This is a genomic window from Nitrospirota bacterium (assembly GCA_015233895.1).
Lineage (GTDB): Bacteria > Nitrospirota > Thermodesulfovibrionia > Thermodesulfovibrionales > Magnetobacteriaceae > Magnetomonas.
Genome location: JADFXG010000003.1, coordinates 167212 through 188639, shown reverse-complemented (window position 1 = coordinate 188639; position 21428 = coordinate 167212). Strand labels below are relative to the sequence as shown.

Below are 21428 nucleotides of genomic sequence, written 5' to 3'. Positions count from 1 at the left end.
ACTCTAAGTCCGGAAAGACTCACGTTCTCTTATTATTTCATAAACAGTGTGAAAAGATAAATCCCTCATACACTCAATTAGGTAACATTTTTTTTTTAAACACGGCATACATTTGAGAGAATTCCTGATGATGGTGTTGTTTTTGCCATAAGGAGCGGTTCTCAGAGGCTCAGTGGGTCCAAAAATAGCATAAACCCACACGCCCAGAGCTGCTGCCACGTGCATTGGGCCTGTGTCGTTAGATACCATAAATTTTGCCTTTGAAATAATCCACTCTGCATCAGCCAGTCCGGTTCTGCCGGCGAGGCTTAGAGCCTTTCCACCGGAAAACCTTACAACCTCATCCGCTGCCTCCATGTCATCCTTTGAGCCTATGATGATAGTGGAAATAGGCAGCAAGGCGGCAAGACAGCCAAAATAAGATGGCGGCCATCGCTTTGTTTCCCATCTGGCACCCGGCACCATTACCACAAATCCCTCCCTGCTTAAGCGTTCCCACGGGAGTTCATCAATCACCTTAGGGGGCTCCGCACTTAGGTTTAGCGGAAACGAAACAGTGGAAACATCGCAGCCCAAAAACTCCGCAACTTTAAGGTATCTGTCAACGGCATGGACGTCACGTCCGCCTTCAATCAACTGAGTATAAAAAAATCTGCTGCCCTCCCGTGCCTCTTTAAAGCCGATAACGTTGTTGCATCCGCTCATCTGCGCAATTACTCCGCTTCGGAGGAGCCCCTGTAAATCCACAACAAGGGAGTACCGCTCTCTTCTGAGTTCAGTTCTCAGAGAGCGCAATTCTCTGATGGTATCAGTGATTCTCCCTATATTTTTCCACTTGTCTTTTTCGATTACCCACAGACGGTCAATCAATGGATGGTTATAAAGAATACTCTTAAGTGAAGCAGCTATCACCCAGTGGATTTCAGCTTTTGGATATTTGTTTTTTAATGCCTGTAAAAACGGCAGCGCATGAATCACATCACCATAAGAGCTTGGCTTTATTACTAAAATTTTTTCGTACAAAATTCTCTCCCACAATCGTGCTGCGTTTAATTATACACTATCAGCACAGGTGTTTTACATTTCTAAACATAGCCCTAAAATAACATTATTACTTTTTGTTAATATTTGTGACATTCGTTATAAAATATGTTGATTTTAATAGATTTTTAAGTTACAATATGCTCACTCAAAGTGAAGACTATATTTAAAATTAGCCTTATATTGGCTTTGTTGTTATCCTCAAACAGCATCGCGCTGTCATGGACTGATGACACCGATGAGAAGGTGCTTTCCATGTATTTCAAAAAAGAGGATTTGGTTATAACTCCGACCAGGTATCTTAAGTCAACATCCCAGGTGGCTGAAAACATAGTTGTGATTACTGCTTCTGACATAGAGGCAATTGGCGCTGTCACTCTTGCCGATGTTTTAAAATATGTTATCGGTTTTCAGACAAGGATGATTCCTGGCGGAGCAGGTGTAGAATCCCACATTCAGGGAACTGAGACAACAAACCATGTAAGAGTTATAATAGACGGAGTAACTTTAAATGATATATCTTTAGGTACCATTACTTTACAAACCATTCCTGTGGAAAACATAGAAAGAATAGAAATCATCAAAGGCCCGGCCTCCTCCACCTGGGGTTCCTCGCTTGGCGGTATAATTAACATCATAACAAAGGATAATTACAGTGAAAAACCAATCAGTATGAAGCTTCAGGGTGCTTATGGATCTTATAATACCCAGGATGAACGGGTTGTTTTAAACGGTAAGGTTGGACCACTGGGGTATTATGTGTTCTACGGCAGGCAGTTTTCTGATGGTTATAATTCTGAGCTTTCAAACGATCAACACAACTTTTACAGTAAGTTTAAAGTTGCTTTGTCTCAAAATACAGTTATGCGGTTCACTCTGGGATACAATAAGACCTCAGGTGAGCCGATTAATCCTCAAATGACAGATTATAACGATTCTTTGTACACAACGCTTAACGTAAATTCCAAATTAAGTGAATCAACAGACTTTAATGTTTCACTCAGGACCTCAGATTTTTACCATACGGTAGAAATGGTAAATGGAAAGGAGATTGTAAAAGATACTGATTATGGCGGCAGTGTAAACGTCAAGTGGAGTCCGCCCGGGCATTCCGTGGTGACAGGCGGCGATTATGATTACCAAATTCTTAAGACCGATACAATAGAAAGCGGGAAGGCTTATTTTACAAAGTGGGCGGTTTTTGTTAACGATACTATTCCTGTTAGCAGGTTTACCATAACTCCCGGTATCAGATACGACTGGCTAACACAGGGCGGAGCATTTGTAAGTCCCGGCCTTGGAGTTACATACGATTTAGGCAAAACTACCTTATTACGGTTTTTTGTAACCAGGGGATTTAACGCTGTCCCTGCTAAGTACTCCTCTGTATCTATAAGGGCCGGGGACACCAATTATATTGCAAATCCTGAATTAAAAGTAGAAAAGGTTATCTCTTACCAGGCTGGCATAGAAAGCGGCATACTAAAATACCTGTGGTTTAAGACCTCTCTTTTCAGGCATGACGTTTGGGATGCTTTCACTATGAAAACCATATCATCAAACACCTTTCAGATGCAAAACGATATCAGGCAAATCCGTCAGGGTGTGGAGGTGGAAACTGAAACCGCACCGATTTATCATACAACCATAACTTTGGGATGTTCCTATACCGATGCTAAAAACGCCGATACCGGACAGAAGGTTGAAGACACCCCTCAATACAGCTACGATTTAGGTGTTGAATACCGCAATCCTAAGGTTTTAAACGCTTCACTTAAAGGCCACTACATCAGATGGTACTATGACCCCTCTAAATACGATAACTACTACACATTTTTGGGCAATAACGCCATGATTTTTGACCTTAATCTTTCCAAAGAAGTATATAGGGATAATAATCTGAATGTTGGCCTCTTTGTAAAGGGCAACAATATTTTTAATGATTCTCTTATTTTTTACGCAAACCACATCTACAACGGGCGTATTATTTATGGCGGCGTAAAGGTAAACTTCTAATTAAATGTCTCTGTGGATGGTTTCCACGTTAAGGGAATGTTTGGAGATGAAAGCTGCAATTTTTTGGGTTATAGCCGGAGCCCTGTGGCGTCCCCCCGTGCAGCCTATTCCTATGGTGAGAAACGATTTGCCCTCTTTTATATAATTTGGTATGAGAAAATCCAATAAATCCTCTACCTTTTTAAGGTATTCCACTGTAAGAGGATTTTCTAAGACGTAATTACTTACCGAGATATCAAGCCCGGTAAGGGGCCTTAAGGCTTCGACAAAATGTGGATTGGCAAGAAACCGCACATCAAACAACATGTCCAAATGATGCGGAGTGCCGGCTTTAAAACCAAATGAAATCAGTGTAACTTTTAATGACGCTGATGAACCCCCTCCAAAAAGCGATGTTATATGGGTTCTCAACTGATGCGGGGTGTATGATGAGGTATCAATGATAGTTTCGGCCTCATCTCTAAGCGGTCTAAGCAGCTCCTCCTCACTCTCCATAGCTTTTTCCATGCTGCCGTCATAGAGTTTCTGCAGAGGGTGAGGCCGCCTTGTTTCCTTAAACCGCCGTATTAATACATCTGTCTCTGCCTCTAAAAAAAGTATCTGAAGCGTATAAGCTGTTCTTAAATGCTCAAGGGTTGACTCTAAATCGGCAAGAAAACTTTTTTCCCTGACGTCCATCCCTATGGCTATGCTGCCTACCTCGGCGCTCTTTGCTGTTATCTTTACAAAATCATCAATCAGCGATGGCGGTAGATTATCCACACAAAAGTAACTGCTGTCCTCAAGTGCCCGCAAAGTCACTGTCTTTCCTGCCCCTGACATACCTGTCACTATCAGGATGAAAGTCTTAGAACTCATCGCGTCGGCTCTATAAGTCCAAAATCCCCGTCCTTTCTTCTGTAAATCACGTTTACATCGCCTGTGATTTCATTTGAAAAAACGTAAAAGTCTTTATCCAGAAGCTCAAGATTCATGGCAGCTTCATCGGGTGGCATCGGTTTCATGTCAAATCTCTTGCGTTTGATTATTCGTATCGGGTTGGATTCTGCCAGGACATTTTCTGTTTGCTCGGTGTGTGAGGCTGAGCCTTTAGCCAGTGTTTTTCTCTTTGACGTTAATTTGTCCTTGTACTTTTTTATCTGACGCTCCAGTTTCTCCAGCACCTCATCTATTGACGAGTACATCTCCGCTGTTATTGATTCGGCTTGAATCAGCACCCCGTTAGACTTTATCAGTACCTCTGCCTTGTGTCTGTACTTTTCTACCGTTAAGACTACCATAGCGTCACACTCATGAACGAGCATCTTGGCAAACTTCTTGAGTTTGCCCTCCGCATAGTCCTTTATTGACTCCGTTATGTCGAAATTACGTCCGGTAATATTTACGTTCATAGTGCCTCCAGTGTTTTTATTATGTATGCCTATTATATCTAATTGGCTATTTTTTTCCTCTTTGTGTGCGGAGCAATGTTTAGCTCCTCTCTGTATTTGGCAAGTGTGCGCCTTGCTATTTTTATCCCTTTACCGCTTAGAATGTCCATTAATTTCTGATCTGTTAACGGGTTAGTTTTATCCTCCTCGCTTATGATTTTTTTTATCAGTTCCTTAACTGTTGTTGAGGATATATCGCCGTCATCTGAGCCAAGAGAGTTGCTGAAAAAAAACCTGAACGGATACACCCCGTGGCTGCACGCAAGGTACTTGTTTGAAGTGACGCGGCTTATGTTGCTTTCGTGGACGCTTACGTCCTCGGCTATTGTTTTAAGGTTAAGTGGTTTGAGATATTGTATGCCGTTTTCGAAAAACTCCCGCTGACGCCTCAGAATGCTCTCCGTCACACGGTATATTGTGCGGTTACGCTCATCAAGGCTCTTTATCAGCCATGTGGCAGAACGATACTTTTCTAAGAGGAATTGCTTTTCTGTTTTATCCAGAATGTTTTTACTTTTTAAAAGCTCCCGGTATCTGCTGCTTATCCGCACGCGTGGTGTGTGTTCATCGTTTAGGATTATCTTATAGAGGTCATCCACACGTTCCACATATACATCCGGTGTGATGAAAGAGATACTGACGTTGGAAAAATTTCTGGCTGGCTTTGGCTCAAGTCCCTCGATTATCTTAACAGCTACCATTACCTCCTCAAGGGTTACACGGTAACTTCTGGCGATAGCCTGGTATTTCTTCTTTTCAAGGTCCTCCAGATTGTTTCCTACAATTTTCTCTACTAACGTATTCTCAAGTCCCAGAAGTTTTATCTGTATTATCAGACACTCTTTTATGTTACGCGCACCTACTCCCGGCGGATCAAATCTCTGCACCAGCCTCAGCGCCTTTTCCACAACCGGTAGTTCCTCGCCAAGCACCTTTGCAAGCTCTTCAACGGTTGCACATAAATAGCCGTTTTCATCAATATTGCCGATAATCATCTCGGCAGCCTCTTTCAGCCTGCCGTGTGCCTCTGACATATCCAATTGAAGTTTCAGATGGTCTGTTAAATCTAAGGACTCGGTGAGAAAAGTTTCAAAGCCGGGTTTTTCGTCCTCTCCGGAAGTGAAATATCCAAGATCGCGTCCGTCTGCCCCGCGCTCTTCAAAGTACTCATCCACGGAAAAAGACGTAAGTCCCTCCATGGTAACCTCTGAATATGCCCCCTCATTTTCGCTATCAGAGTGTGACTCCGGCTCGTTACTAGGTCCGCCCTCTGATTCCCCCTGATACAAATCATCCGTATGCTCTTCAAGAAACGGATTTTCTATAATTTCCTGATTTATCGCCTGCGTAAGCTCAAGCTGGGGCAACTGCAGAAGCCTTATCGCCATCTGCAACTGTGGCGTCAGTACCAACTTTTGTGATAGTCTTGCTTCTAACCGTGTCTCAAGTGCCATTACAGAGTGAAATCCTCGCCAAGGTATGCTTGTTTGACATTTCTGTTACTGATAAGTTTTTCCGGTGTACCCTCATCCAGCACCTCGCCGTGATTTATTATGTAGGCGCGATCGGTTATGGAAAGTGTATCGCGAACGTTGTGGTCTGTAATGAGAATCCCAAGCCCGCGGTTTTTTAAGTAGGTCAGCATTTTTTTAAGCTCTATTATAGCTATCGGGTCTATGCCGGTAAATGGTTCATCAAAGAGAATGAACACGGGGTCTGTGGCGATAGCGCGTGCTATTTCTGTGCGCCTTCTTTCGCCTCCGGAAAGCGTATAAGCTATATTTCCGGCAATGTGCGATATGGAAAACTCCTCAAGAACCTGTTGCACCTTATCGGTAATCTGCTGCCTGTTCATTCCTTTAATTTCAAGCACTGCCTGGATGTTTTCAGCAACCGTGAGTTTTCTGAAAATCGAGGTCTCCTGCGGCAGGTATGATATTCCGTGCCTTGCCCGTACATACATGGGGAGCGAGCCAATGTCTTTTTTGTTTAAGGCAATGGAGCCGGCATCGTGTTTGATAATTCCTGTCAGCATATAAAATGTTGTTGTTTTCCCTGCGCCGTTAGGGCCCAAAAGCCCCACAATTTCACCCGTATTAAGAGTTAAACTCAGATTCCAAACTACTGTTTTTTTTGAGTAACTCTTTTTCAGCCCTGTTGCTTCTATCGTGTTCACTTATCCTCAAGATGTGCGCGGCTGTTTTCCACAACAGAGCGGTCATCGCTCATGTAGTAAGTCATCTTAGTGCCGGTTATTGTGTTTTTGCCCTCTGTTGCCACAGGGTTACCGGTAAAGACAACGTGTTCGTCAGCGCCTGCAAAATAAACTGTCTTAGCGGCCGTGACTATCTTCTCTCCCCGAATAAGTTTAGTGTTGCCGGTTGCATCTATTTGTTTTATCTTAGACTGGTCATCAGTATAATACACGACCATTTTATCAGCGTAGAATGTGGTCTCACCCTTTACAGCTTTAACAGAGCCTGTGAAAGTTGCAGTTTTGTTTTTATTGTCAGTGCTTAGTTGATTACTTGTAATTATCAGAGGTACGTTCTTATCTCCTTTAAATAACTTCATAGAAGTAGATTCATTATCGGAGGGTGGTTGTGCGTAAAGTGCTGTGGTGCTTAAGCCTGGCAGAGCCGTCACGACAAGTAAAATCGCTGCCGATATAAATATCTTCATCTTTACTCCTGTCTCAGCTTTATTTGCCACCGTGTGGTTTACCATCAGTTATAAACCACCTTTACATTGCCGTTTAAGGTTACATTGTCACCATTTAATGAGTTAAAAGAATCAGCAGTCACAGTGTAATTTTTCCCTGTGATTGTTACACCGCTTTTAGAACTAACCGCCTGAGTTTTGAAATCAACGTATATATCTTTTGACGTTATCTGAGCATCTTTATTGTAAGCCAGCACATTGCTGTCAACCGTAATGGTATTGTTAGAGAGGTTATAGAGACCGCTTTTGGCTTTAATGGTTATTCCGCTTTTAGGAAAATCAGCCTCAATACCGTCAATCTTAGCCTTCTTACTATTATCCTCTAATATCAGCCTGTTCACTTGTGCACTCCAAATAATCTTTGTGTCTGTGCTTCTGTAGATATTGACCTTTTCCATAACAGATTCACCTGGTTGAATTTTAACATTTTTTGTTAAATCATTCTCTGGCATTGCAAGCATTATATAAATAACCGTTGCTGCTACAACCACTATTATAGGTATAGTGTTTTTCACACTTAGATTGTATCATGAAAACAGACTTCATTTCAATGCAAAACTCATACCCGAATGAAATTATTAATAAAATATTCACACTAAGCAGAGAGCGTTAAAAAACAACAGGAGAGAGTGAAGAGTTATAACAGTGGTAAACTATAGGTTATGAATTCGGGGGGTTTACTTATTTGCTACACATCTGTTACCTTAATAGGTTACTGGTAGTGATTTAAAATAAGAATGGCTAATCCGTTAATAGTGTGTATAGGAGGGGCATACAGCGGCTCCGGAAAAACCTCGCTTGCCACAGAGTTGTTAAAAAATGTGAAAGGCAAATGGGCGGCGATAAAGTATACAAAGACATCCTTTTATACATCTGTTACTGATGCCGCTGACACGGCCAATCAGGAGGGTAAAGATTCCACGCGGCTTTTACAAGCAGGGGCAGTGGCCGTAAAGTGGGTACAGTCCCCGTACAGTGCCCTTGACGAGGCTTTGAGGTTTGCAATGTTTGACTTACCGAGGGTTTTGGGGATTATCATTGAAGGTAACAGTCCGATGGATTTTGTAAGGCCAGATCTTACCGTCTTTGTCTTAGGCACTGATGCAGGACGGTTTAAAGAATCGGCAGAGAAGTTTTTTGAAAAATCTGATATTGCCGTTGTTTTCCAGACACCAGAGGCATACCATAAAATAAAACAATGGCCGGAGGGGATGAAAACTTGTACTGCTTCAGTATATAATAACGGGGAGCTGGATTTTAAAACATGTACAGGGATGATTATAGAAATGCTGAAAACTAAAGAGATACAAAAGAGACTGTTTGAGAGAGTAACTGATGGCAGGGTCTCCTGCGCTTTGGCAAGAGCCTTAGCAGAGGAGTTGGAGATACCGTATAAGGAGTTAGGGGCAGAGGCTAACAGGCTTCATGTTAAAATAAAAAGCTGTGATTTAGGATGTTTTTAAGTGGTTATAGCATTTGAATTAGCTCTGACCTGTTATTTCATATCAACAATACTGGGCGTGCTTGAGCTGGTAAAAGGCTCAAAGGCAACGTCAGGTGGGATGACAGTTTTTGCTATTTCAGGTTTTACCTTGCACACGCTGTCCATACTTATGCGGTTTATACAGGGCGGCCACATGCCGGTGGCTAATCTTCACGAGGCGGCCTCGTTGTTTGCCTGGAGTGTGGTCATTGTTTTCTTCATTATAGAGATTAAATACAGGGTAGGTTTGCTTGGGGCATTTATCATGCCTATGGCATTTATTTTAATGCTATCGTCCTCGATACTCCCACGAGAGATAAATCCACTGAGCCCGGTGCTTCAAAATTACTGGCTGTGGATTCACACGCTTTTAGCTTTTACCGGAGATGCCGCCTTTGCGGTAGCCTGCGGCATAGGGGTTATGTATCTGATTCAGGAGCATTTTGTTAAGGCCAAGAAATTGGGCGGGCTTTTCCACCGCCTGCCAAGCCTCCGTGTGCTTGATGAGGTCAACTACAGGTTGATAACCATTGGGTTTCCACTTCTTACGCTTGCCATTATTTCCGGGGCTGTGTGGGCAGAAGGAGTGTGGGGAACGTTTTGGAGATGGGATCCTAAGGAGGTATGGTCGCTGATTACATGGTTTTTCTATGCCCTCATAATACACCTCAGGATTACCGCCGGTTGGCACGGCAAACGCTCTGCGATAATGTCAGTGGCAGGATTTGTTGCTGTCTTGTTTACATTTTTTGGTGTAAGCATACTTTTAAAATCTATACACGAGTTTAAATGAGCATTCTGGTAGTCGGTCTTAACCATAAAACAGCAGATGTTGATGTAAGGGAAAAAATCGCCTTTGCTGCCGATGAAATCCCTGCGGGGTTAAGTACCCTCAAAAGTATAACCGGCGTAAATGAAGCCGTGATACTATCAACTTGTAACCGCGTTGAGATATACCTCAGTGGTGCTGGCTCAGATAAAATATCAACAGGCGTTAAGGACTACTTTTCAGCCCTCCGCAACATTGAAAGGGAAAAGCTTGAGGCGGCTCTTTACATGCGGGGAGACTATGACGGAGTGCGGCATATATTTCGCGTAGCATCCAGTCTGGACTCTATGGTTTTAGGAGAGCCGCAGATACTGGGCCAGCTTAAGAGTGCATTTGATCTTGCGCTAAAAAATTCCTCATCAGGAATCATTCTAAATAAACTAATGAAAAAAGCCATCTCTGTAGCCAAACGCGTGCGCACAGAGACAAAGGTAGCGGAAAACGCTGTCTCAATAGGATATGCTGCGGTGGAGCTGGCTAAGAAGATTTTTGGAGAGTTGTCGGATAAAGTCTCTATGCTTCTTGGGGCTGGTGAGATGGCAGAATTAGCGGCAAAACATCTGACAGGCTTTGGCGTCAAAGAGGTCATAGTGGCCAACCGGACTTTTGAAAGAGGGTGTGCGCTTGCCGAGGAGTTTTCCGGCAGGGCGATTGAGTTTTCACAGTTTAAACATGAAATGGCCAAAGCCGATATAGTAATATGTTCTACCGGAGCGCCATCGTATGTTTTAAATAAGTCTGATATGGAAAAAATAATGAAAGACAGAAAAAAGCGTTCCGTCTTTATCATAGATATCTCAGTGCCGCGCAACATAGACCCTGCCGTCAACGACATAGACAACGTGTATCTTTACGATATAGATGATCTGCAGGGGGTAGTAGATTCAAACCTTCACGAAAGACAGAAGGAGGCTCTTAAGGCTGAAGAGATAGTAAAAGAGGAGGTTGAAGTGTTTTTTAAGTGGATGCAGTCTCTTGATGCTGTGCCAACTATCGTGGCATTGAGAAAAACGGCAGGAGATATTCGCGATGAGGAACTTACAAAACTCTTTAACAAACTGGATGGCCTTGGAGAAAAAGAAAAAAAATCTATAGAACTTATGGCCTCAGCCATTGTCAACAAACTAATTCATCCCCCGACGGTTGCCCTTAAAAGTGATGACGAGGACAGGGACATTCTTATTGCTGCCGTAAGACGGCTGTACGGTATTAATGGAGATATGAAATAATATACTAATTGCATATAGAATTTCAGGCCACAAATAACAGCAACATGCCATATAGAATGCTCAGGTACCGGATTTATATTAACAAGACGTACGGAAAGCCGGTAAAACAGGTGCTGTTTTATCTCGGCAGAGAACCGCTCAGAATGAAAAATTATATCAAACCAGCTCTACCCTCACGTCTGTCTTACGACCTGTTACAGGAGCGTGCTTGTCACGTCGCTTTGAGTGGAGCTCTTTTTACTATGACATTTAGTTATATCTTTGAGCGCAACCTGGTATTAGTAGCTGATAATCGGTTTAATTGTGGATACGATAACTGACATTTTGTTATAATACCGTAGCCTTTATGTATTCTACACTTTTATCTTTTACCCTGATAGTGCTGGCAGGTGTTGCCTTTCGGCGTCTTAAACCCGGCGGAGTTGATGCCGATACGGCACGAAACTCAATAAATGCGACTGTCTTAAATGTTTTTTTGCCGGCTTTGTGTGTAAAGATTTTCGCTGAAACCAAACTTGATATTGAGGCTCTTCTGGTTCCTATAACGGCAGCGCTTACTATATTTGCGCTTATGGCACTCGCCCATTTTGTTTTTAAAATAATCGGTAAATTTAAAAACCTCTCTATGCCGGAGGTTGGAGCCCTTATTATATGTGCCGCATTTGGCAACACCACCTACCTTGGACTTCCTGTAATAACCGAACTCTACGGACAGAGTGCTCAAAAGTATGTCCTCTACTACGACCTTATGACTGCCACCCCAATTCTATGGCTAATCGGCACTCAGGTAGCGGCAAGGTATGGCGGGCTGTCCGTAAAAAACTCTGCCAGTAAAAAACAAATGCTGTATTCATCTTTGAAAAGTGTTCTCATGCTCCCGCCAATCCATGGAGTCATACTTGGCGGGATTATCCAAAGCGCTGGTATTACGCTGCCAGAACCCGTGTTTAAAGCTTTTTCCCTGTTAGGTTCACTTGTTGTACCGCTTATGATTTTCAGTCTCGGGCTTGCCATAACCGTTCCAAAAGTCAGCCATGTTTATTGTGCCGCAATCTCAGGTGGCATCAAAGTTATTATCTCTCCGCTTTTGGCATATTTTGTAGCAAAAAAACTCGGACTCGTTGGCGTTGCACTGAATGCCTGTGCCATTGAGGGCGCCATGCCAACCATGGTTCTATCTCTCCTTATTGCTGCAAGATTTAACCTTGACGTTACTCTCTCTGCTTTTATGATTGTCTCCACCACTGCCTGCTCTTTGTTTACTCTGCCGGTTATTGAAAGACTCCTGAATTAAAATCAGAATTATTCTTTTATTCTGAAACTTTCCGCAACATCGGGGTTAGTTGGATTGACGGTTATTTTTCCGCTTGTTTTTCCCCAATAGACTACCTCAACTTCTTTTTCTCTCTTAGCATCAGAATATCTGGCGGTTATTGCAGCAGTAAGCCTGATTAATTCTGCTGTTACAGCGGTATCTTTATTAATCAGCAAAGTGGTTGGAGAACCGACCTCTGTTACAGCAAAAAGGACAGAATCATTATTGAGTAATAGCTCGATTTTTTCGTTTTCTGCTTCATTTCTGCCTACAACAGCCTTACATGTTGGATTGAGGCGAAAATGCCTGCCAATTTGAAGCAGGGATATGTCTCTAACGGAGGCATCCGGGTCGTAATGGAGGAGTTCCTTAAGCCTTTGTGAATAGATGGGATCGGTCAGAAGGCAGCCGCCGGCAGGGGCAGGATACTCCGTAAGCCCAAGCTCTTCAGCTAATGCCATCTGAGGCTTTCGGGTTCTGCCGCTCATTGCATATAGCTGTGCCCTGTCAACAAGCCCCTTTTCCTCAGCGATGGTTGGTTTTAGAAGTTTGGCACAAAGAGGCCTGAGCACGTATCCCTCAACACCGGCATCCCGGTCAATAAGGGGAAAGCACTCCCGCCTCTGGCTCATCGGCCTCTGTCCCAGCACCTCGCCGGTTACAAGAAAATCAGCGCCAATTGAGTGCATCAATGTGAGTGCCTCTTTAAGCATCAGAATCCGGCAGTCTATACACGGGTTCATGTTCTTTCCGTGGCCGTGGTGGGGGTTTTTCACTATATCTATAAAACTTTCACCAAGCGTGATTGTTTCAACGTCAAACCCAAACTTTGCGGCTAAATCATACGTAGGCCGTCCACATGAGGACACACTTGAGGCATCGCAGCCAAACCAGGTCTGAAACGTTACGGCGGTTATTTCTATGTTTTGCCTTAGTAACACAAGCACGGCCAGTGTGCTGTCAAGGCCGCCTGATAATAATGCTACAGCTTTTGCCATTTTTTTACAGTTGCTACTTTACCAATGTAACGGTGTAAAATGGAATTGCCTCATTCTTAAGCTCGTATGATTTGGCAAAAAAAGGCTGAGACTTCTTTAAGTCATCCATCGAAAACACTCCGCCTTTTTCAAGGATAAGATAGTTAAGAACCATTTGTCCTTGATATGGAGTAAAGCCGCCCTGAACTATTCTATAGTTTTTCTCAATGTATAGCCAGGATTTTAGCTTCATAAATTCAGAGAAGGAACTAACATGGACAAAAATATATTTTGAATTAAATTTCTTTTCGTATGCCTCTACTGCCTCTGGTTTATCTGGAGTGCCAAGACAAAACCTTTCGGCAAAGTAGCAGACTCCGAGTTTTTGGGCAGTTACGGTAAGCAGAAATCTGTCCTTTTCGGCGGTGTGTGTTTTGATGTACTGGCCAGCCACGTCTATTCCAAAAAACTGCTTGTCATACTGTCTGGTAAGTGAGGCATTTACGGCTGTGAGACTCAAAAGAGGCACGATTAATGACAGAGCTGTTATGTAGTGTGTTTGCAGATTTTTAAAAATATGAGAAAATACATAGTTAACGCAGTATGCCATAAGAAAGGCCGCAAGAAACACATACGGCATCTGGTAGTAACTGTGCTCTTTAAAATAGAAATTAAAAACAGATATATAACACACTAATGAGATAAGATAGAACGAGAAAAATCCCCGTGCTTTTTTGTAAGCAAGCGGTAAAAGCAGAAGTCCGCCAAACATTAGAATTCCATTAAATATGGTATAGTTATCAACAAAAAAACTCATTAAAGTGGCCGAGTTGATTTTCCAAAAGTTAAGGGTAAAAGGTTCAAAAATTTTTATTTTATGAATTGAACCCTCTGTCAGAGTTTCGTTTATATTTGTGATTTTAGTTAACCATACATAAAAGGGTACAGTTGCAAAAATCAAAAAACCATAGACGGATTTCATTTTAGCCGCCCGTACTTTTTTAATAGTTTCCCTAAGCGGAATAAAACCAATTACGGCAATGGCCGGAACAAGGAAAGACATCTTAGCCATTGCGGCTATAGATAAGGACAGTGCCGAAAGAAACGAATATTTAAAGGAGGGTTTTTCGACCCATTCGAAAAACAACAGATAAAACAGCATTACAAAAAACAGACAAGGCGACTCCGGTTGTATATTGCGCCCAAAGAACACGTTTAACGGCATAATTGCCATATAGACGGCTGTAAGCAAAGACAGGTTGGTGTCATCAGTCAGCCTTTTTACAAAAATGCAGGAAATAACAATTGTGCCCAAAGAGTAGGCTATCATCTGAATACGCATAAGCCAATATGAGACGCCGAAGATTTTCCATAAAACATCGCCAATAGCAGGAATAAATGGCAGTTGCGGATACTCCTCATAATATGGAATGTCTCTGTCAGCCTCCTGGAAATACACTTGTCTGTGAATAGATATACCGGTCTTGTAGAAATTGAGGGTTTCGCTCAGATGCTGGTTTTCTTTCATGTTGTGATAACCAACACTTGGATAGTCTATATGGTAAGAGCGCAGATAGAAGCCGTAGGCAAGTGCTACTATCAGAATTATTGCCGGATATTTTGTCTTAAGAAAATGCACATCACTCCTTTAACTGCATAAATAGCGCAAACCGACTCTATCAGTAATATCCAAATATTAGCTTACTTTTTGGAAATAAATCAAGTTTTGAGGCAAACATGCACAGACTTTTTAGAATATGGCAACGATTAAGTTATAATAAAAAGCATGGATAAAAAAAAGACAACTAATGTGGAGAACGTATTAGCACCTGCACGGATAATATGAAAGAATGTTCACGTGAAACTTTTTTATGGGGGGTTGCAACGTCTGCCTTTCAGCTTGAGGGTTCTCCTCACGCTGACTGGTCATCATGGGACACTATACTTAGTGAAAAGCCTAAAATAACAAACCATTATGAACTGTACAGAAAAGACCTCAGTCTCCTTCACGACCTTGGGGTAAACGCGTACCGCTTCTCGCTTGAATGGAGCCGGATACAACCGCATGAACACACATGGGATGACCTGGCAATCGAACATTATGTGGAAATCATAGATATTCTCATAAAATACCGCATCGAACCTATGCTTACCCTGCATCATTTTACACATCCCCTTTGGTTTATAAAGAAATACCCATGGCACGAGGATGAATCTGTGGATATATTCCTTGCCTATGTAAAAAGAATAGTTGCTGCAGTAAAAAACGTAAAATACTGGATAACCTTTAACGAACCCTATGTCCTTATCCTTGCAGGCTATTTTGAAGGGTGTATTCCTCCGGCAATGAATAATGTACCGTTAGGAATCAAGGCCCTTGTGAATATTCTCAAGGCTCATGCAGGGGCATATGAGATCATACATGCCGCATACCCGGATGCGGAGGTGAGTGTGGCCCATAATATGGCTGCGCTTGCTCCGTGGAGTAAATGGAATCCCCTGGATAAACTGCTTGCTAGGTTTGCAAGAAGTTTCTATAATCAATCCCTGCTCGATGCCTTTCGCACCGGATTGTTGATAGTTAAATTCCCATTAAAGGAGGAAATGAGATTTCCAGTTCCCATAAAAGGAAAACTCGACTTCTTTGGCGTGAACTACTACACAAGGATACATATGAGGTTTAATCCACTGAAAAAGATGGGAGTTGAGATGAGACATTTGGACATCGATGGCCATGGACTTACCGACATGGGTTGGGAGATATATCCGCGCGGACTTGAAAAGATGCTGAAGTTCGCCTCGACGTTAAATGTTCCTCTTATAATAACCGAAAATGGAATAGCTACAAGGGATAGCCACAAAAAAATCCGATTTATAAAAGAACATATTGACTCAATGGAACACTGCAAAAAAAAGCACGGATTGGATATAAGAGGTTATTTCTACTGGTCACTGATTGACAATTACGAGTGGCTCAATGGCCTTGATGCCCGCTTCGGGCTCTATAACGTCAATTTCGAGACCCTCGAACGTAAGCCTACAAGTGCAGCCACATATTATTCTTATATCATAAAAAATAGAAAATTCTAACCTTTCGATAAAATTTTTTACTGCTAAATCTTTAACCATATTGTAATGATAATTTCATTATGCTGTAATATTTAATCGCTATAATAGTTATAAATGATTAGCTGTTATACATATTGACATGTTGCTGTGTGACTTCCATATTCACACCACTTATTCCGATGGCTCGGTCGAGCTTAGAAAAACAATAGATATTTTTGGACAAGCCGGCTTTGATGTAATAGCAATTACCGATCACGTGGTTAACAGGGATAATCCGCTGGGAAAACTGGCACATCGATTTAAATATACTATAACGGCCGATAACTTCACCCAGTATATCTACCACATACGGGAGGAGGCCCAAAGGGCTTATGACAGATACGGTATGCTCGTTATTCCAGGTATTGAAATAACGAAAAATCATTTTTCTGCCAGCAATTCTGCACACATTCTGATTATCGATATCCATGAGTTTATACCGGCATGTCTAAGTTATGAAGAGATATTCCTGAAGGCGAAATTGCAAAATGCCCTGATAGTAGCCTGCCATCCACATTATATGACAAGAAAAATCGATAAGGACACACTTTTTCTCTGGAATAACAGAGGAAAATATGCCCGTTATATTGACGCATGGGAGATTGGCAACAGAGATGATATATTCAATGTTATAAGCCTGAAAAAGTATCCATATATTGCAAACAGCGACTTCCATAAACCGAAACATCTTTTTTCGTGGAAAACTCTTCTAAACTGCGCTAACAATATAGATTCCATAAAACAATGTATCAGGCATAACAAGGGTGTAGCCGTAACACTTTTCAGAAATTAGGAGGTAAACATATGTCGGTTTTTATGGTATTGATAGTGGTTGTTATTGCCCTGTATCTGCTTGAGGTGATGGCTGTAAGATCTTATACGTCTTTCACTAAACCAGATATCGAACTGATTCCTGATACATTTCCCGCTATTTCAATCATTAAACCACTTAAAGGCCTTGAGGATGGATTATTTGATAATCTCGAAAGCTTTTGTAATCAGGATTATCCTGTTTATGAAATCATCTTTACTCTGCATGATCAGAATGACCCTGCCTATAAAGTGGTAAGGAAAGTCAAGGATAAATACTGTTTTAAGGATATCTCTATTATCGTAGAACATTGTGACGCAGGATTGAATCCCAAGGTGAATAATCTGATACCAGCATATAGAAAAGCCAAATACGACCTTATACTTATCAGTGACAGCAATATCCGGGTTGAAAAAGACTATTTGGCGGATATTTCCCGACATATGGACGATCCATCTGTCGGACTCGTAACCAATTTGATAAGGGGAGTAGGCGGTCGGTCGTTTGGGGCTGTCATGGAAAATCTTCACCTGAATTCATTTGTTGTTGGAAGTGTCTGTATTTTAGATAAATATCTCGACATGCCATGCGTCATTGGAAAATCTATACTCATCCGCAAGGATGACCTTGAGTCCATTGGTGGCTTAACCTCAGTTAAGGACTTTCTTGCAGAGGACTACATAATCGGCCAAAGAATTCATGCACTTGGAAAAAAGATCATTCTTTCAAGTCATCTTATTAATAATGTTAATGAATACTGGAGTTTAAAGCGTTTTATTAACCGGCATACAAGGTGGGGAAAGCTAAGATGGCAAATTGGCGGCGCAAAGTACTTCTCCGAACTGTTTAGTAATGCCGTATTTATGGCTTTCATTCTGATGTTTATTATGCCATTATCACCTGCCTCCATCTTGTTTGCAGTAGCAGTTAGTTTGCTTAAAATTGCTCATGACATTCACATCGGAACCAGACTTCAAGCCGGGATGAATCCGCTTCTGTATTTGTTATCACCAGTTAAGGATATTATAATAGGGATTATTTGGTTTGTACCGATTTTCAGCAACACTATCAACTGGAGAGGTAACAGATATATCATCGGCAAAGGTTCTGCCTTATCACCATTGCAAGAGACTGGTTTGTGGTTATTGATATACAGGCTATTTAGCATAAAAAAAGAGTGTCCTTCAATACTGCCCGATATAGAGCTTGCGGATAAATAGTGATAGACGTCTGTTTGCAACAAGACTGATTAAAGAACAAACAGACTATGTGATGGATCTGGTTAGAGCTTGAAAAATATGATTGTAGTACATATATACAGCAAAAAGAACTATTACAACTTACTTGTTTTCAATTGCGTTTATCAGCTCCTCCGTTTTCATATTGCCGCGATACTGTCTGCCGTTGGGTAAGATGACTGTGGGGGTGCCAGTTATACCAAGTTTGTTAGCAAGTTTTATGTTATCATCCACGGCCTTTGTGCTGCAATTTTCCTCAGGTATCTCCTTCTTTTCCGCTGCATCGTCAAGGAGTTTTAGTGACTTAGTGCACATTATAGAGACAGCCTTTTTGTATGAGCCAGGATGAATTTCCGTAAGTGGAAACATCAGGATGTAAAATGCGATATCATCCCTTTCAGCAACAACCTGTTTTAACTCCCCATGCAATTTCTGGCAAAATGGACAGTCAGGGTCAGTAAACACGATTATCTTGTATTTGGCCTTTTTATTCCCAAGCAGGATGGCATTTTTTAACGGTATGGATTTATAATCAAACTTCTTTATTTCACCCATACGCTTTTCGGTCATGTTCTCTCTGGTCTTTAACTTAAGAATGTTTCCTAATATAACGTTTCCTTTTGAGTAGTCAATATACACAACACCGTCTTTTTGGTGTCCCTCTTTATCCGCAGCTTTAATGGTTACCTCCCACAATCCCTTTGACGGAGCTCCCTGCACCTTCGTTACAGTTATGGCAGGTCCAAGCTGCTTTAGTATGTCTGTGGCCTCCTCTTCGGTCAACGTGTGACACGCCACACAGTTTGTGTCACATCCGCTCATTCCCTCAGTTGTTGCCGTGTAATAAAACATCACAGCCATCAGAAGCATACCCATAAGCACCAATTTTTTCATCACCTTTTTATATCATAATGCTGGATATTTAGTCAATAATGCTGATTAAAAAAAATTTTCGCATGTCTGGACATTTTGCAATGTACAGGCTATACTTAAGGCAGGATTTACAAGGGGAATCAGTGTAGAATAATTGTAAGAGGGCGATTTGTGGAACTGGATGATAAAGATACAAAGTTTATAAACCGTTTGATAAGAAGAAAAATCTACTTTCTTATCTTCAGCATATCAAGCACATTGATTGGAATTGCACTCTTAATTTACCACATAATCAACAAAGACTTTAACGGGCCAAGGTTTGTTTTGATTGTCTTTATTCTGCTTTCTGGCAGACAAAACCTGAGACAGTACAGAATATCTCAACTACTAACTAAAGTTAAACCGCTTATATTTATCAACAAGCAGGAATAGCAAAGGATGTCCGGCATCAGGATAGAAATACTGGAGGGTTCTCAGAAAGGCAAACGGTTTCTCTTTAGTGGCTCTAAAGAGGTAATCATAGGGCGCTCTAAAAATGCTGATATACAGTTGTCAAGCAGCGACGGGTCAATTTCCCGCAGCCACTGTAAACTGGTGATGACAGCAAATCAATGTGTACTGTCTGATTTGCAAAGCAAAAACGGTACACTTGTTAACGGAAGGAAAATATCCAAACAGGTTTTAAACCCCATGGACATAATAAAAATAGGGGATGTTCTTTTACGTTTTACACATGAAGAGGCAGGCACTACCCCCGTGTTATGCAGACTTTGCGGGGTTGAAATAGTGAAGTTAGTTAGTTACGATGGCGATAAGACAGATGCCGGAGACGCCCTTTGTGAGGAATGTCAGACAAATGAGGTTGAAACCTCTGAAAAGATTGATTTTGCACCAGAAGATAAGTCCGGTAAACCAGCCAGAAAAACGTTTCTGTGCAGCCGTTGTTCTACTGATGTCTCAGACTGTGCCAACTCTGATGGTATGGCTAACTTTTTTCCTCTTGCTGTATATATTTGTAAAGATTGTACAAACCGCATTGAGGACAAATCACAGCATTTTGACTACGAAAACCACTATGCAACCATTGGAGAGTTAGGCCGGGGCGGTATGGGTGTAGTCTATAAAGCGGTGCAAAGAAGTACCGGCAGAGTGTGCGCAATAAAAAAACTTCACCCATCCACTTTGGATGACCCCCGGCGATTAAAACTCTTTGAGCGTGAGATGGCGGTTCAGTCTGAAGCCACACATCCTAATCTCGTTGCCATTACCGATAAGGGCACTTTTGGCACAACATACTACTTTGTTACTGAGTTTATGGCGGGAGGCGATGTGTTAAATCTTATGAAAAACTCTGCCAGTAAAACTCTCTCAGTGAAAAACGCCTGCGCAATTGCGGTTCAAATTCTTAAAGGGCTTAACGCACTGCATAGCAGAGGCTTTATTCACAGAGACATTAAACCCTCAAATATTTTGCTATCCTGCCCAAATCAGGATGAATCTCCTTTAGCAAAGATATGCGATTACGGTCTTGCTAAGTCTTTTGAAAATGTAGGTGATTCTTTCTTTGATATAACCAGAACTCATGGCGGCTTTGCTGGCTCTCTTATGTACATGTCCCCTGAGCTTATTAAAAACTATAAGTACTCAAAGCCCCCTGTGGATGTCTATGCCGCAGCAGTCACACTCTATTTTATGCTGACAGGCAAATACACTGTAGATGTACCGGATGAGATTAAAAATATGCCGATAACCGGAGAAAGTAAATCTCAAAGACATCCCCTTGATATCGTGTTAGAGGAAAAACCGATACCAATACTGAAACGCAGGGTGGATATCCCACCGGTTCTGGCTACCGTCATAGATAAAGCCGTTACAAAAGACATTAAGGTAAGCTATCAGAGCGCCAATACGCTGTGTTTGCTGATAGACAATATAATGGAACGCGAGGGTTGGAGGTAAAATGAGAAAAACATTTAAATTGTTGTTACTGTTTTCATTTGTGGTACTGCTACTGTCAGCTTGTGAAAAACAAGATGATAAAAAAGAGGGAATGACGGACAAGGTTCAGGAGATGGCCAAATCACGAAAGGATGCGCTGGACAAGTCTAAGGTGGTGGCACAGAAAACAGAGCTTGAAAATCTGCGCGCAGCCATTAACGCTTTTAACGCCTCTGAGGGCAGATTCCCAAAAGATCTGGCAGAATTGGAACAGTTTTCCGGTTCAGCCCTGGATAAGGGTGTTTATAACTATGATCCTAAAACCGGTGCACTGTCACTTAAGTGAGTAACTCTTGAAAAAGATTTGTCCGCAGATGACGCAGATGAACGCAGATAAAATAAATGATTATAATCCGTGT

At 41.8% G+C, this 21428-nt stretch carries 21 protein-coding genes; 11 read left to right on the top strand and 10 right to left on the bottom strand.

The features are described from left to right. Window positions 1-3: 3 nt before the first annotated feature. On the bottom strand, window positions 4-1023 hold the full coding sequence (gene waaF / locus HQK88_04565; protein ID MBF0616076.1) for a lipopolysaccharide heptosyltransferase II: 1020 nt from the start codon (window positions 1021-1023) through the stop codon (window positions 4-6). 201 nt (window positions 1024-1224) lie between these two features. On the opposite strand from waaF, the gene HQK88_04560 reads away from it, so the two are divergent. Next, window positions 1225-3057: a TonB-dependent receptor plug domain-containing protein gene (locus HQK88_04560; GenBank protein MBF0616075.1), complete on the top strand. Its 1833-nt coding sequence runs from the start codon at window positions 1225-1227 to the stop codon at window positions 3055-3057. Here the strand turns inward: HQK88_04560 and rapZ are convergent, their stop codons facing one another. Genes rapZ through lptC form a run of 6 tightly spaced genes read right to left on the bottom strand, consistent with a single transcriptional unit; the run spans window position 3058 to window position 7723 of the window. After that, window positions 3058-3915 carry an RNase adapter RapZ gene (gene rapZ, locus HQK88_04555; protein ID MBF0616074.1) on the bottom strand — a complete coding sequence of 286 codons (858 nt, stop codon included), beginning with the start codon at window positions 3913-3915 and terminating at the stop codon, window positions 3058-3060. After that, window positions 3912-4448 (bottom strand): ribosome-associated translation inhibitor RaiA, encoded by a 537-nt coding sequence (raiA, locus tag HQK88_04550; GenBank protein ID MBF0616073.1) that lies wholly within the window; start codon window positions 4446-4448, stop codon window positions 3912-3914. The genes rapZ and raiA overlap by 4 nt, the downstream gene beginning before the upstream one ends. 38 nt (window positions 4449-4486) lie before the next feature. After that, a complete protein-coding gene (gene rpoN, locus HQK88_04545) occupies window positions 4487-5941 on the bottom strand; it encodes an RNA polymerase factor sigma-54 (GenBank protein ID MBF0616072.1) in 1455 nt (484 codons plus the stop codon). Beyond that, on the bottom strand, window positions 5941-6663 hold the full coding sequence (gene lptB / locus HQK88_04540) for an LPS export ABC transporter ATP-binding protein (GenBank protein ID MBF0616071.1): 723 nt from the start codon (window positions 6661-6663) through the stop codon (window positions 5941-5943). The genes rpoN and lptB overlap by 1 nt, the downstream gene beginning before the upstream one ends. After that, entirely contained in the window at window positions 6660-7214 is a 555-nt protein-coding gene (gene lptA, locus HQK88_04535) for a lipopolysaccharide transport periplasmic protein LptA (GenBank protein MBF0616070.1), read from the bottom strand. The genes lptB and lptA overlap by 4 nt, the downstream gene beginning before the upstream one ends. After that, entirely contained in the window at window positions 7214-7723 is a 510-nt protein-coding gene (lptC, locus tag HQK88_04530) for an LPS export ABC transporter periplasmic protein LptC (protein MBF0616069.1), read from the bottom strand. The genes lptA and lptC overlap by 1 nt, the downstream gene beginning before the upstream one ends. A gap of 222 nt (window positions 7724-7945) precedes the next feature. Here lptC and HQK88_04525 point away from each other — a divergent pair, with 222 nt between their 5' ends. The 4 genes from HQK88_04525 to HQK88_04510 all read left to right on the top strand — a co-directional run bounded on the left by HQK88_04525 (window position 7946) and on the right by HQK88_04510 (window position 12043). Next, entirely contained in the window at window positions 7946-8671 is a 726-nt protein-coding gene (locus HQK88_04525) for a molybdopterin-guanine dinucleotide biosynthesis protein MobB (GenBank protein ID MBF0616068.1), read from the top strand. Between the two features lie 99 nt (window positions 8672-8770). Further along, the gene (gene ccsB, locus HQK88_04520) at window positions 8771-9484 is read left to right on the top strand and encodes a c-type cytochrome biogenesis protein CcsB (GenBank protein ID MBF0616067.1); all 714 of its coding nucleotides are present in this window, start codon (window positions 8771-8773) and stop codon (window positions 9482-9484) included. Beyond that, window positions 9481-10749 carry a glutamyl-tRNA reductase gene (locus tag HQK88_04515; GenBank protein MBF0616066.1) on the top strand — a complete coding sequence of 423 codons (1269 nt, stop codon included), beginning with the start codon at window positions 9481-9483 and terminating at the stop codon, window positions 10747-10749. The genes ccsB and HQK88_04515 overlap by 4 nt, the downstream gene beginning before the upstream one ends. 346 nt (window positions 10750-11095) lie before the next feature. Continuing rightward, a complete protein-coding gene (locus HQK88_04510; protein MBF0616065.1) occupies window positions 11096-12043 on the top strand; it encodes an AEC family transporter in 948 nt (315 codons plus the stop codon). An 8-nt stretch (window positions 12044-12051) separates the two neighbouring features. On the opposite strand, the gene HQK88_04505 is transcribed toward HQK88_04510, so the two are convergent. Together HQK88_04505 and HQK88_04500 are read right to left on the bottom strand one after the other, a co-directional pair. Beyond that, window positions 12052-13062: a hypothetical protein gene (locus HQK88_04505; GenBank protein MBF0616064.1), complete on the bottom strand. Its 1011-nt coding sequence runs from the start codon at window positions 13060-13062 to the stop codon at window positions 12052-12054. A gap of 13 nt (window positions 13063-13075) precedes the next feature. Further along, complete coding sequence (locus tag HQK88_04500) at window positions 13076-14680, bottom strand: glycosyltransferase family 39 protein (protein ID MBF0616063.1); 1605 nt, start codon at window positions 14678-14680, stop codon at window positions 13076-13078. Between the two features lie 203 nt (window positions 14681-14883). On the opposite strand from HQK88_04500, the gene HQK88_04495 reads away from it, so the two are divergent. The 3 genes from HQK88_04495 (at window position 14884) to HQK88_04485 (ending at window position 18180) form a co-directional block, all read left to right on the top strand. Then, complete coding sequence (locus tag HQK88_04495; protein MBF0616062.1) at window positions 14884-16131, top strand: family 1 glycosylhydrolase; 1248 nt, start codon at window positions 14884-14886, stop codon at window positions 16129-16131. A 118-nt stretch (window positions 16132-16249) separates the two neighbouring features. After that, entirely contained in the window at window positions 16250-16942 is a 693-nt protein-coding gene (locus tag HQK88_04490; GenBank protein ID MBF0616061.1) for a PHP domain-containing protein, read from the top strand. An 11-nt stretch (window positions 16943-16953) separates the two neighbouring features. Further along, a complete protein-coding gene (locus HQK88_04485; GenBank protein MBF0616060.1) occupies window positions 16954-18180 on the top strand; it encodes a glycosyltransferase in 1227 nt (408 codons plus the stop codon). Window positions 18181-18300: 120 nt separating this feature from the next. On the opposite strand, the gene HQK88_04480 is transcribed toward HQK88_04485, so the two are convergent. Then, window positions 18301-19092 (bottom strand): DsbC family protein, encoded by a 792-nt coding sequence (locus HQK88_04480; protein ID MBF0616059.1) that lies wholly within the window; start codon window positions 19090-19092, stop codon window positions 18301-18303. A 150-nt stretch (window positions 19093-19242) separates the two neighbouring features. Here HQK88_04480 and HQK88_04475 point away from each other — a divergent pair, with 150 nt between their 5' ends. From HQK88_04475 to HQK88_04465, 3 genes are read left to right on the top strand one after another with little or no spacing between them, the layout of a single operon-like run. Next, window positions 19243-19503, top strand: a complete 261-nt coding sequence (locus HQK88_04475; GenBank protein MBF0616058.1) for a hypothetical protein — start codon at window positions 19243-19245, stop codon at window positions 19501-19503. Between the two features lie 6 nt (window positions 19504-19509). Next, window positions 19510-21030, top strand: a complete 1521-nt coding sequence (locus tag HQK88_04470; protein MBF0616057.1) for a protein kinase — start codon at window positions 19510-19512, stop codon at window positions 21028-21030. A 1-nt stretch (window position 21031) separates the two neighbouring features. Continuing rightward, entirely contained in the window at window positions 21032-21355 is a 324-nt protein-coding gene (locus HQK88_04465; GenBank protein ID MBF0616056.1) for a hypothetical protein, read from the top strand. Window positions 21356-21428: the final 73 nt, after the last annotated feature.